This window comes from Weissella sp. ESL1139 (assembly GCF_058506735.1).
This window is the reverse complement of the sequence record NZ_CP196375.1, coordinates 904,469-917,122: the sequence shown is the minus strand read 5'-3', so window position 1 is coordinate 917,122 and position 12,654 is coordinate 904,469. Positions and strand designations below refer to the sequence as shown.

Sequence of the window (12,654 nt, the reverse complement as noted above, 5' to 3'; positions counted from 1 at the left end):
TGGACTTTGATACGATTAACACCGTACCGAAGTCCATGATTTTTATATACCTTAATTTAACCATTTTGTGTTGCTGCACGATAAGCTTTTGAATCAGCTAAACGAACTTTGAATATTGCGTCAATATTCAATGAAAAACTTTTTTTGAACATTGATTTAAAGTTAATTATTTTAGTAATAGTTTCTTTGCCTGTTTTAAAATCACCGAAATATAAGTCCCAAATAGCTAACCATAGTAGTTGAGAAACATGTCCGTTCCAATCTAAAAAAAGTTCATCCAAGTTAAATTTGTCCCGAAAATTATATGCGTCTCGATAATTTTTAGTATTTAAATAATTTTGTAGAACAACACCATAGTAGTTGATTAATTCATTAGAAATTTGAAAGGGATCTGCGTATTTTGTTAGATAATTTTGACAGTTTTCTTCAATAAGTTTGGTAATTGTTTCAACATCAATATTAAATTGTTCGTGAGTTCCAATAATTGGAATTAAAATTTTAATCATCTTAATTTCTTGAAGGGTCCAATTTTTTTCGTTTAACAAATGGTACATTAATATTTTAATGTTTTTTGATAATGGAAAATGGTGATAACTATAAGAAGCTAATAGTATTTCCGCATAACCACTGACAATCTGTATTCGAACATTGTGAGATTCTTTATTTTGTTGCAGCCAATTTGATAGGGTTTTGAATGCATGTGTTTCATATAAGTAATCTATTTTAGCTAATAATTGCTCTGTGGTTGGCAAAGCATAATCATTATTTATATACTGAAACTCAGATGGTGAAATCCCTAGATTATCGAGAATAATTAAAAATTTTTCAGCTTGGATATCATTAGTACCATTTTCGAATCTATTTGCAAATGAACGTGAAATAATATTTGCATACACCTGTTTTTGGGATAACCCTTTAATAATACGTATTTTTTTAATAGTAGGGCCAAGTTTATTCATATTTTTCTCCTATTAGTATGTTGCATATTTGCAACCTGATTAATCATATTATCTCTCAATTTGTTGATAAAGTTAAATTACAAGTTACAAAAGGAGATAAAAATGACAATTAGTACACAAGCTTCAAACAAACAAATTTTTAAAGACGTATTAACTAATTTTATCAGTTCGCTAAGTAGTAATATGTTTACCTATGGTCTTGGACTTATGCTATTGAATCAAACGCATTCAGCATTAAGTTTTGGTGTTGAATTGGCTATTGGACCTGTTATTAGTTTGCTATTTATGGTACCCATAGGTAACTTAACGGATCGATTACCACATAAACAAATTATTATTACAAGCATGTTGACTCGGATAATACTATTGTTATTTTTAGTCTTTACAATTAACCATTTCACGGGTATGTTCAAATTTATTCCAGTGATCGTTTTTGTCACAGTGAACACCATTGCAACTGTCTTTTCTAGTACAGCGTATGCTGCATCTGTTCATGAATTAGTTAATGATGGGAAAATACATCAACTAAGTTCATTAACAAGTGGTGCCAACTCACTATCAAATATTTTAGCGCCTACATTAGGAGTTGGATTATATGCTGTTTTCGGATTTCAAATTTTTGTCTGGCTATCAATGGGAGCATTGTTATTATCGATATTAATTGTGACAACGATGCATTTTTATTATGATGAAGGAATCCAAGTTGAAAATGTGAGTGAAGAGAAGTCTTCATTAAAAACATTTCAAGCGGGAATAATTTATATATTCAAACGTCCATTAATTAAAACACTAATTCTTGTCGCTGTATTTTTAAATTTCATTTTTTCTGCAATCAATATTGGTTTACCATATATTATTAATACACAATTAAAATTAGGCAATAATTTGATTGGTGTTTTGGATACCTTTAACGCAATCGGAGGTATCATTGCAGCCTTATTGCTGAACTTTTGGCCAGATAATAAGGGAGAAAAATTTAAAATTGTTACCCCATTATTCATTTGTAGTTTCTACTTTATGTTGTTGGGAATATTATTAATTGAAACAAAAAACGTTAATCTAATTGGGATACTCGGTTCTATCATTATGTTTATAGGTGGATTTGGCGTTGCCATGTTAAATATAACAACACAAGTTAACATTCGAAAAACAACACCGACACATATTTTGGGACGAGTAACGACAATTATGACAACGGCTTGTACAATTATTATGCCAATTGGCACATTAGTATTTACATTTATTTTTGAGCAAACAACTAATGGTTCGATTATTTACTTATTAGCAGGTATTATATGGTTGTCAATTATGATTATTGGTATGCCTTATTTGTTAAAAGTTATCAAGTCAGACACAGAATTACAAAATTAAATATTAATAATTTTCATGACCTAATTTTTCAAGATACGTCTTAAACTTTTCGGAATCTGAAATAACACCGGCTTCTTTAGCTTCATACCAGTTAATCTTGTCGTTTAAAATTTGTAGATGTTGTTGAATTTCTTTAAATTGTTCTAAAAAGTTTGCTTTGGTTTCTTTGAGTAACGCTAATCGTTGGGGAATAGTTTCATCCCCTTGTTCACGCAAAAAAATATAGTTTTTCAAATCAGCAATACTCATACCAGTTCCTTTTAAATGATTCAAAAAACGTAACCAATCAATGTCATCTTTTGTATAGTATCGATGACCATTTGATGCACGATTTGGTTTGATTAAGTGCTCATGTTCATAGTAGCGAAGAGTAGATGTTGGTAAGCCAGTTAGTTGACTAAATTCACCAATATTATAATGTTTGTCAATAGTCATTTGCAAAACTCCTTATAGTTGACTTTAATAATTATTATACAGATTTATTTGATTTTGAAATAATTATAAAGTTTATTGACTTAAAGTGAACTTTAGGTATTAGACTTATGGTGTCATATGAAATTTAGATTGGGGGTTATTTTCATGGCAAAGAAACAAACAGCTGGTCAAGAGCAATTAGGTGAGTTTGCACCTCAATTTGCACATCTTAATGATGACGTATTATTTGGTGAAGTATGGAGTAAAGAAGATGAGTTAAGTGCCCATGATCGTTCATTAGTGACGATTGCTGCATTAATTGCAATGGGAAACACTGAACAATTAGCGACGCACCTACAGATTGGTAAAAATAATGGTATTACACATGAAGAGATAGCTGCCGAAATTACACATCTTGCTTTTTATGTCGGTTGGCCAAAAGCATGGTCTGCATTTAATCGTGCTAAAGACATTTGGCATGTAACAGATTAACTGTTAGGGGGATAATAAAATGACTAAAGAAATTGAACAACCTGGGGTATTTGATACTGGACCTACGAATGATGCTTTTTCACAATATTTTATCGGTCAAAGTTATAATAATTCATTGGTAACACCAGGTGATGACGTGAGTGTGCCAGTTGGTAATGTTACTTTTGAACCAGGTTGTCGTAATAATTGGCATATTCATCATGATGGAAGTCAAATATTATTAGTGACGGGTGGTCAAGGATGGTATCAAGAAGCAGGGAAATCAGCACAATTACTAAATCCAGGAGATGTTGTGATTGCCCATGATGGGATTAAGCATTGGCATGGGGCAACTAAGAATCCATGGTTTAGTCACTTAGCGATTACAACCGGTGATTCTGAGTGGTTAGAATCGGTAACGGATGACGAATATAATCAATTAACAAACTAAAGTGAGGTTAACGATGACAGTTTAACAGAGACGTATACATTAGCAAATGGAGTTAAAATACCTAAGTTAGGTTTTGGTACATGGCTAGTTGATAATGATCAAGTTAAAGAACCAGTGAAGGCAGCTCTTGATGCGGGTTATCGACATATTGATACAGCTGAAACATATGGTAACGAGAAAGGTGTTGGTGAGGGACTTCGTGAATCATCAGTACCTCGTGAGGATATCTTCGTGACAACGAAATTAGCTGCAGAAATCAAAAACTACAATGAAGCTAAAAGGACCATTGATCAATCATTGCAGGACTTAGGTTTGGATTATTTGGATATGATGATTATTCGTGCACCACAACCTTGGGATGATTTTCGTAATGGTGAACATTATTTTGCGGGTAATTTGGCCGCATGGCAAGCTTTAGAAGAAGCCTATGATGCTGGTAAAATTAGAGCAATTGGTGTTTCAAACTTTGAACAAGCGGATGTAGATAATATTGTGAAAAATGGCCGCATTAAGCCAATGGTAAATCAAGTATTAACACATGTTTCAAATACACCATTTGATTTAATTAAATATTGTCAGCAAAATGATATTTTGGTAGAGGCTTATTCACCAGTAGCTCATGGTGCTATTTTAAATAAGCCCGAATTAACAAAAATGGCTGATAAATACCAAGTGGGTGTGGCTCAATTATGTATACAATATTGTTTACAATTAGGGTTATTACCACTACCTAAGTCAGTGACACCAAGCCATATCATTGATAATACAAAATTGGACTTTGAAATTAGTTTTGAAGATATGCAGATATTAAAGCAAGCTAATCAAATTGACAGTTATGGGGATGCAAATGCCTTCCCAGTTTTTGATAAAACAAATAAACAATAGCGTCATTTTTAAATACAATAAACAAGGCACCACTGAAAACTAAAAAGTTAAGTGGTGCCTTGTTTATGCATTTAGTCAATATAAATTAATTTTATAGCTGTGAGTTTTTGGAAGTTTCTAGCATACGCACATAAACTATTAAGCTTACTAGAATGGCAAAAGAAACGTAAAAGAAGAAGATATTCTCGTGACCAATACTTTTGGTCCATAGTGCAATATATTCAACAGTACCACCGAAAATGGCAACAGTTAATCCATATGGTAATCCAACTCCTAATGCTCTGATTTCAGTTGGAAACATTTCTGCTTTAACAATGGCGTTAATTGATGTGTAGCCACTAACAATTAATAAACCGGCTAGCATAAGCAAAAAGACCATAACTGGACTTGAAACGTATTTTAACCCAATAAAAATTGGGACTGTTAACAGTGTTCCCATAATACCAAACCAATATAGGAGGGGTTTACGACCGATTTTATCTGAGATAGTGCCAAATAGTGGTTGAATAGCCATAAAGATGAATAGCGCAACGAAATTAATTGTCGTAACAATTTGATTTGGTAATCCTAGCGTATTGATCATATATTTTTGCATGTAAGTAGTATACGTGTAAAAAGCAATGGTACCCCCGAATGTCAAACCAATAACAGTAAATACTGGACCAGGATATTGCATTAATTTTTGGAATGAACCACGTGATTCTTTGCTATCTTCTTGGTTGGCATTTTCAAATTGTTGTGTTTCATCCATTGATAGTCGCAGATACATAACTAAAATTGCGCCTAATGCCCCAATCACAAAAGGAATACGCCACCCCCACGTTTGAAGTTGTGATTCACTAAGAAAGAATTGTAACACTCCTTGAATTGCCAGAGCGGCGAGTTGACCACTAATTAGAGTCACATATTGAAAAGAAGCATAGTAACCTCTTCGTTCTGGTGATGCCATTTCTGATAAATAAGTAGCAGAAATACCATATTCACCACCTAGTGAGAGTCCTTGAATCATTCGGACTAGCACCAAGCCGATGGGGGCAAAGATACCAATTGTGTTATAATTTGGAATCACAGCAATAATTAATGAGCAAGTAGCCATAATCGTAACTGATACAGATAAGGCGGCGCGACGACCACGAATGTCAGCGAACTTTCCCATGATGAAACTTCCTAATGGCCGCATTAAGAAGCCAACCGCAAAAACACCAGCTGCACTTAGGAGTTCTGCTGTCTGATTTGTACTTGGAAAAAAGGATGGGGCGAAGTAAACAGTGAATGATGCATAGATATACCAATCGAACCATTCAATCATGTTGCCTAGAGAACCCTTGATAATGTTAGCAGTAATTTGCCGTTCGTTAAAGTTTTGCATATCTGGCTACCTTCTTTCTTGTACAAATATTTTGTTTTTAATAATAGTCACATATAACTTCTCTGTCAATTGATTTATCAGCATTTATAAATATCACTTAATTTTAATTTATTCGGAAAATTTTAAACTATAAAAAAGCGACAGTTAAATGATATGTTAACTGCCGAAACTTATTTTATTTTTATAGCCTTTATATGGCAATGATTTTAGGATAGGGGTCGATTTATACCAAAGTTTTCTCTATGACCAAAATCATCATTAATCATTAATTTGGTAACAAAATCAGCAATACTATTAATGGCAACATCATGGCCACCAAATGGTTGACTTTTGGTGGTTGTTTCATAATTCTCGTCACCATGATCAAACCAACCTGGCCTAACGATAGTGTAGTCTAAAGTTGAATTTTCAATTAAATCTGCAGCTCCACGATAGGTAGACAACATGGGATTAAACTTTAAATTACCATGTATACCAATTTCGGCTGGTATTTCATTATAGATGCCCATCGAAGCGATAAAAATAATTCGTTGTAAATTAAGCTTAGATATGGCATTGATGATATTTTTAATAAGACTTGGTAAATTACCACTCAAAGAGACAAAAATAATATCTTGATTAGTCATTGCTTGCATCAAATCCGCTTAATTGTTAACATCAGCAGCTAATGGTTGTTTCACGTTCGGGTATTGTTTTGATATGATCAGCACTTCTAGCAAATAAAGTCAGATGAAAATCAGTATTTTGTAATAGTTTTTGTCGGGTTGCTTTGCCAACAGTACCAGTTGCACCAATAATTAATATATTTTTCATGTTAATTTTTCTCCTATATTTGTCAGGTTAAGTTTCATGCTTATCAAAGGGGCGTAAACTTTGTTCCGCTTTTAATAAATGGTTTTGATAACTACTAATTTTATAATCAAGTCTTTTTTTAGATTGGAATAATTCATCGATTTTATTGGCTAATTTGTTGCTCTGCTCTTGCAATAGACTGATACGAGCGTTAATGGATTTATCTCCTAAACTAAATAATTTAATGTATTCAATTAATGATTCAATCGAAACACCTGCATTACGCATTGATCGACTAAATGATAGCCACTTTAAATCTTCTTCATCAAAATTACGAATACCATTTTCATTTCGTTTAATCGGTGGCACAATGCCGATTCTTTCATAATAGCGAATTGTATCGGCAGAAATGCCGCTAATTTGACTTGCTTCTTTAATATTCAAATGTTTTCTCCTAACATTTATGATTATCGTCATTTTATACCTTTGAGTTAACTTTAACACAAGCTATAAAAGTGTTAATTGTGCTGTTATATATAATAATTTAGCAATTGTTATAGGATAAATTATTGTACAATAGCATTGTTTATTTATATTGTTTCGAAGGAGATTATAGACTGATGTTGAAAAATGAAATACCTCAAAACCCTTTAAAACAGGCGTTTACGTTAAAAAACATCGTTATACTTATTATTGGATTAATTTTTATGGCAGCGGGTGTAGCATTATCAAAAATAGCCGAATTGGGGACATCCCCAATTGCAAGTATCCCTAACGTTTTAAGCTTTATTTTCCCAATATCCATTGGCACGTGGACAATTATATTTATGTTTTTAATTGTTGCGATTGAGCCTATTTTTTTGAAAGAAAAATTTTCTTGGATCAATATTTTACAAGTTATTCCTGGCTGCTTATTCGGTTTCTTTATAAATTTTTTTATGTTTGTCTTTTCTTTTATTAAGCCAGATAATTATCTATTTAAATTATTATTAACATTGCTCAGTGTTATTATTTTAGCTTTTGGTGTTTTTTGTGAGGTTTCATCTCATTCAATTATTTTACCAGGAGAAGGGTTAGCAAAGGCAATTGCTATTGGGACTAAAAAGTCATTTCCCGTTACTAAAATCTGGGTTGATGTGAGCATGGTTATTATAGCTTTAATAATTTCTCTACTAGTATTTCATTCTCTGATTGGTATTCGTGAAGGTACTATTTTATCGGCTTTATTGGTTGGTAAAATTGTTTCGTTGTATAAACAAATTTTTTCAAAATAAATCGCATGTCTCAAAGGTGGTTACTTTTGAGACTTTTATTATGTCGTAAAAACTATCATTTTACCCCAATCTTATGTCCATTTTAACAAAATTCGTTAGCTTTCCTTACATGTTAATTATAAAACATCCAATCTTATTCTAATCGAAAACTAATTTATGCTCAAAGAATCGTAAAACAAAAATTCAAAATAGCACAATTTTGATAGATACTAAAATATGGCTGAAAAAAATTAAATATTTTTTGACAATTCTATATGAATAATTATTATATTGTTTTTAATTTATTTTAAATGATTTAATAGGGTACTATAATATAGTAAACGTTTTCATATCCAAACTAAAACACGAACTTTAATTGAATTTAATTGAATAAAATTCACTTTTAGTTTTACAAAATATTTTTATGGTGGTAAACTCATTAAAATTCAATTAGAAAAGGAGAAAGGGTATGTCATCATTATTTCGAAAGAAAGACGTTAACGAGCTGACTAAAAATGCCTCCCCGTTAAAGAGAACGTTACGTACTTGGGATTTAACCTTCTTAGGAATTGGGGCGATCATCGGTACTGGAATTTTTGTTCTAACTGGTAAAGGAGCGTTAACAGCTGGGCCGGCTTTGTCGGTTTCATTTTTGATAGCTGCTATCTGTTGTGGGTTTGCTGGTTTGTGTTACGCTGAATTCGCATCAATGGCTCCAGTTGCTGGATCTGCTTATACGTATTCATATATCGCATTTGGTGAAATTATTGCGTTTATCATGGGGTGGGATTTAATTCTTGAATACGCCTTAGGTGCGGCAACAGTTTCCGTTGGTTGGTCTGGTTATTTTGTTAATTTGCTTGATAATATGGGGATTCATATACCGACAGCGCTGACAGCTGCTGCTGGAACGACACCTGGTGTTACCACGTACTTTAACTTACCAGCCTTTGTCATTGTATTAGTTATTACTTGGATTATCTCAATTGGTATTACACAAACCAAGCGTGTTAACGATACGATGGTAATCATTAAATTAGCTGTTATCATCTTGTTCATTGTTTGCACGGTTTGGTTTATCAAGCCAGGAAATTGGCATCCATTTAGTCCATTTGGTTTGTATTCTCACACGGATGGGGTTGCAACTGGTATTATTCCAGCTGCTTCCATTGTTTTCTTCTCGTTTATTGGGTTTGATTCCGTTTCATCAAGTGCTGAGGAAACCATAAATCCTAGTAAAACATTGCCAAGAGGAATTTTGTATTCTTTGGTAATTTCTACAGTGCTTTACATTCTCATGACTTTGATTATGACTGGTGTTGTTAAGTATAATGTGTTTGAGAATTATTTGAACGCACCAATCCTAGCTGTTTTAGCAAAGACTGGTCAAACTTGGCTATCAGTGATTGTTAGTTTAGGAGCCATCTTTGGTATGACAACAGTTATTTTGGTTCAACTTTATGGACAATCACGTATTAGTTATTCAATGTCTCGTGATGGTTTGTTCCCAGAATTCTTTGGTCATGTTGATGAAAAGCACCAAACACCATTTAAGGGAACTTGGTTCTTTGGCATTATTACCGCTCTAGCAGGTGGCTTTATTAACTTAAATATTTTGTCAGAATTGGTTAATATTGGAACCTTAACTGCCTTTATTTTAGTATCAGCTGGTGTCATGATTATGCGTCGTACTAAGCCTGATTTGCACCGTGGTTTCAAGGCGCCTTGGGTACCATTTACACCATTGATTGCTATTGCCTTCTGTATTGTTTTGATTGCCGGTTTGAATTGGGAGACATGGTTACGTTTCTTAGTTTGGTTAGCAATCGGATTAGTTATATACTTTAGTTATGGTAAGCGTCATGCTGATCTAAAATTCTAAAAAAGGAGTATCGTTATGACCTATAAACATATCTTAGTTGGTGTAGATGGTTCTGAACAAGCTGATCGTGCATTTGAAGTTGCCTTTTTATTAGCAAAAAATTTGAGCGCAGATTTACATGTTGCTTGGGTAATTAACCGTGATCGTGGTATGGATTCATCATTTGGTGTTAGCGAGGATTTTTATCAAGATTTAGCAAAGCAAGCGCACGAAAAAGTCGTTGTATATCTAGATAAAGCAGCTAATGAAGACGAAGAAGTTGATGTCTTTGCAGATACCATTATCGGTAATGTCAAAACTAGTTTAGCTAAGACTTTACCAGAAGAATTAGAGAGTGACTTGATTGTGGTTGGTAGTACGGGTGCTAATGCAGTTGAAAAAATGCTACAGGGATCACATACTAGTTATATTGTTGGGCATTCAGAAGTTGATGTCTTAGTTGTTAAATAATTGGCGTAGTAGGAAAGAATATGGGCAATTCTTTAATCCTTTTCTATAATTGTAATTGTCATAAATAAAAAATCGTCGAGATAAAGATAACGGTCTTTGTCTCGACGATTTTGTACTTTATAGGTCTTTAACATTTATCGTTTTGATGAAAGTAAAACCAGTATTTGATGAATAGGTGAATTTTAGAATACAACAATTATGGAAGTTTGTGACTCGTTCTTGTATTTCTTCATACGGTAACCATTTTTGTAAAAACATAAAACAAGCTCCACCATGACTAACCGCGAGGACACGATTATGATCAGGCTTTTCCATAATTTTAGTTAGTGTGCGGTTCATTCTTTTCTGTACTTGTAAATCTGATTCACCACCAAATTGTAGGAAAAAATCACCATATGAATGGCGTTCAGAATCATCTTGTGGGTTTAGTTGTTCACTTTGACCTTCAAACACACCAAAATTCCATTCTTTTATACCTTTGACTCTGGTATATGGTTGTGAAACAATATTTTCAAGCGTATCTGAGGCACGTTCTTGGGTAGACGCATACGCATGATCAAATTTTAAATCATGTTCTTTAAAATAACGGCCAACTTCTTTGGCATCGTTAATACCTTGCTGAGTGAGTGGTGAATCGCTAGCACCTTGAATGCGATGTAATTGATTAAATAATGTCTGACCATGTCGCATTAAATAGAGTTCTTTCATGGTTAATCACCCTCCTATAATATTGATAGCTCTGTTTTGATTTTAATATAGCTTAGGTCAAGGTTATTGTAAAATAATATTTATAAATGACTAAAACGAAACATTTAACATGTATCACAATTCTTTTTATAATAGAAGGTGAAGTACAGAAGTATTTTATCAACTAAAAAGGGAGTTTAAGAAAATGGCAAAGCAATGGACAAAAGATCAATTAGCAAAGTTTTCAACAGCAGATGATATGCATGTTTCACCTTTTTACAGTGATGGAAAAACTTACGGTACGCCAACTTGGATTTGGTCAGTAGTAGTAGATGGTAATTTGTATAGTCGTGCCTACAATGGTAAGAATTCCCGTTGGTATCAATCAGCTATTACTCAAAATGCTGGTAAAATTAAATTAGCTGGTGAGAAATTTGAAGCAGTTTTTGAAAGCGCTGCTGGTGATTCAGAATTAGATAAAAAAGTTAGCGAAGCTTATCAAACAAAGTATGCGGATAGTCCATATCTAGCACCTATGTTAGAGTCAGGGCCGGTTAGCGCAACAGTTAAAATTTCACCTCGTTAAGTTATATAAGTTTGCGAAAATGCAATAACTACGAGTTTGAAAGAATAGGATAGGAGGAATTGTAATGACAGAATTAAATAAACCTCAAATTGCGTTAGGAACTTGGTCTTGGGGAATCGGTGGTAACGGTGGCGATCAGGTCTTTGGTAATAATTTAGACGAAGCGGCTTTAAAGCCAGTAGTTAAAGAAGCCATGGCCAAAGGATTTAATCTATGGGATACAGCTTATGCTTATGGTGTTGGTAATTCTGAGCAGATTTTAGGAAATTTGTTGGCAGATTATCCTCGTGATCAGTACTTACTATCAACAAAATTTACACCACAATTGGAAAATGGAGGTGAGCATCCAGCAGAAGATATGTTAGCAGGTAGTCTTGAACGTTTGCATACAAACTACGTCGATATGTATTGGATTCATAATCCAGCTGATGTTGAAAAGTGGACACCCGTTTTAATTCCATTAGTGAAAAGTGGTAAGGTCAAGCATGTTGGTGTTTCTAACTATAACCTAGAACAAATTAAACGTGCCCAAGAAATACTAGGTGCTGAAGGCATTAAATTAGATGCTGTGCAAAACCATTATAGTTTGTTGTATCGTTCTTCTGAAGACGCAGGTATTTTAAAGTATTGTCAGGATAATGATATTACCTTTTTCTCATACATGGTGTTGGAGCAAGGTGCTTTAACTGGTAAGTACAATACAGAAAATCCATTGCCAGAAGGTAGTGATCGTGCTACCAGTTATAACAAGTTTTTACCACAAATCGAACAATTAACAAATGTTATGCGTGAAATTGGTGATAAACAACAACTTTCAATTGCTGAAGTAGCAACGATTTGGGCGATTCAAAAGGGAACATTGCCAATTGTTGGTGTTACTAAAGCAAAGTATATTGAATCTGAGGAAAGAGCGGCTACACATAAATTGTCAGTCGAAGAGATGGAGCAGTTAGAAGAGGCAGCTCGTAAGGTAGATGTTGATACGCAAGCTGGCTGGGAAAATGCGATGGTTTAATCCTTAGTTAGTATAATTAAATATTTTACATTTTAACTCCGTGTGATCAGCACGGAGTTTTTAATTCAC

The 12,654-nt window shown here is 33.6% G+C and carries 14 protein-coding genes and 1 pseudogene; 9 read left to right on the top strand and 6 right to left on the bottom strand.

All coding sequences use genetic code 11. The features are described from left to right. Window positions 1-56 precede the first annotated feature (56 nt). A complete protein-coding gene (locus ACSYSF_RS04410; RefSeq protein WP_489868326.1) occupies window positions 57-959 on the bottom strand; it encodes a helix-turn-helix domain-containing protein in 903 nt (300 codons plus the stop codon). A gap of 102 nt (window positions 960-1,061) precedes the next feature. Between ACSYSF_RS04410 and ACSYSF_RS04405 the strand changes: the two genes are divergently transcribed. Further along, on the top strand, window positions 1,062-2,330 hold the full coding sequence (locus ACSYSF_RS04405; protein ID WP_489868325.1) for an MFS transporter: 1,269 nt from the start codon (window positions 1,062-1,064) through the stop codon (window positions 2,328-2,330). Between the two features lie 3 nt (window positions 2,331-2,333). Here ACSYSF_RS04405 and ACSYSF_RS04400 read toward each other — a convergent pair whose 3' ends face one another. Further along, on the bottom strand, window positions 2,334-2,765 hold the full coding sequence (locus ACSYSF_RS04400) for a MerR family transcriptional regulator (protein ID WP_489868324.1): 432 nt from the start codon (window positions 2,763-2,765) through the stop codon (window positions 2,334-2,336). A gap of 144 nt (window positions 2,766-2,909) precedes the next feature. Here ACSYSF_RS04400 and ACSYSF_RS04395 point away from each other — a divergent pair, with 144 nt between their 5' ends. Genes ACSYSF_RS04395 through ACSYSF_RS04385 form a run of 3 tightly spaced genes read left to right on the top strand, consistent with a single transcriptional unit; the run spans window position 2,910 to window position 4,551 of the window. Next, window positions 2,910-3,236 carry a carboxymuconolactone decarboxylase family protein gene (locus ACSYSF_RS04395; protein WP_489868323.1) on the top strand — a complete coding sequence of 109 codons (327 nt, stop codon included), beginning with the start codon at window positions 2,910-2,912 and terminating at the stop codon, window positions 3,234-3,236. 19 nt (window positions 3,237-3,255) lie between these two features. Further along, window positions 3,256-3,666: a cupin domain-containing protein gene (locus ACSYSF_RS04390; protein ID WP_489868322.1), complete on the top strand. Its 411-nt coding sequence runs from the start codon at window positions 3,256-3,258 to the stop codon at window positions 3,664-3,666. 57 nt (window positions 3,667-3,723) lie between these two features. Further along, on the top strand, window positions 3,724-4,551 hold the full coding sequence (locus tag ACSYSF_RS04385; RefSeq protein ID WP_489868459.1) for an aldo/keto reductase: 828 nt from the start codon (window positions 3,724-3,726) through the stop codon (window positions 4,549-4,551). 91 nt (window positions 4,552-4,642) lie between these two features. On the opposite strand, the gene ACSYSF_RS04380 is transcribed toward ACSYSF_RS04385, so the two are convergent. From ACSYSF_RS04380 to ACSYSF_RS04370, 3 genes and pseudogenes are all read right to left on the bottom strand, one after another. Continuing rightward, window positions 4,643-5,920, bottom strand: a complete 1,278-nt coding sequence (locus tag ACSYSF_RS04380; protein WP_489868321.1) for an MFS transporter — start codon at window positions 5,918-5,920, stop codon at window positions 4,643-4,645. 206 nt (window positions 5,921-6,126) lie between these two features. Then, window positions 6,127-6,733: pseudogene (locus ACSYSF_RS04375) on the bottom strand (NAD(P)H-binding protein). A gap of 27 nt (window positions 6,734-6,760) precedes the next feature. Beyond that, window positions 6,761-7,156, bottom strand: a complete 396-nt coding sequence (locus ACSYSF_RS04370) for a MerR family transcriptional regulator (protein WP_489868320.1) — start codon at window positions 7,154-7,156, stop codon at window positions 6,761-6,763. Window positions 7,157-7,332: 176 nt separating this feature from the next. On the opposite strand from ACSYSF_RS04370, the gene ACSYSF_RS04365 reads away from it, so the two are divergent. The 3 genes from ACSYSF_RS04365 (at window position 7,333) to ACSYSF_RS04355 (ending at window position 10,297) form a co-directional block, all read left to right on the top strand. Continuing rightward, the gene (locus ACSYSF_RS04365; protein WP_489868319.1) at window positions 7,333-7,986 is read left to right on the top strand and encodes a YczE/YyaS/YitT family protein; all 654 of its coding nucleotides are present in this window, start codon (window positions 7,333-7,335) and stop codon (window positions 7,984-7,986) included. A 448-nt stretch (window positions 7,987-8,434) separates the two neighbouring features. Continuing rightward, entirely contained in the window at window positions 8,435-9,847 is a 1,413-nt protein-coding gene (locus tag ACSYSF_RS04360) for an amino acid permease (protein ID WP_489868318.1), read from the top strand. A gap of 15 nt (window positions 9,848-9,862) precedes the next feature. Then, window positions 9,863-10,297 (top strand): universal stress protein, encoded by a 435-nt coding sequence (locus ACSYSF_RS04355; RefSeq protein ID WP_489868317.1) that lies wholly within the window; start codon window positions 9,863-9,865, stop codon window positions 10,295-10,297. Window positions 10,298-10,414: 117 nt separating this feature from the next. On the opposite strand, the gene ACSYSF_RS04350 is transcribed toward ACSYSF_RS04355, so the two are convergent. Further along, window positions 10,415-11,005, bottom strand: coding sequence for a histidine phosphatase family protein (locus ACSYSF_RS04350; protein WP_489868654.1), 591 nt, complete (start codon window positions 11,003-11,005; stop codon window positions 10,415-10,417). Between the two features lie 184 nt (window positions 11,006-11,189). On the opposite strand from ACSYSF_RS04350, the gene ACSYSF_RS04345 reads away from it, so the two are divergent. Together ACSYSF_RS04345 and ACSYSF_RS04340 are read left to right on the top strand one after the other, a co-directional pair. Continuing rightward, the gene (locus ACSYSF_RS04345) at window positions 11,190-11,570 is read left to right on the top strand and encodes a DUF2255 family protein (RefSeq protein ID WP_489868653.1); all 381 of its coding nucleotides are present in this window, start codon (window positions 11,190-11,192) and stop codon (window positions 11,568-11,570) included. Window positions 11,571-11,634: 64 nt separating this feature from the next. Further along, window positions 11,635-12,585 carry an aldo/keto reductase gene (locus ACSYSF_RS04340; RefSeq protein ID WP_489868652.1) on the top strand — a complete coding sequence of 317 codons (951 nt, stop codon included), beginning with the start codon at window positions 11,635-11,637 and terminating at the stop codon, window positions 12,583-12,585. The last annotated feature ends 69 nt before the right edge of the window (window positions 12,586-12,654 follow it).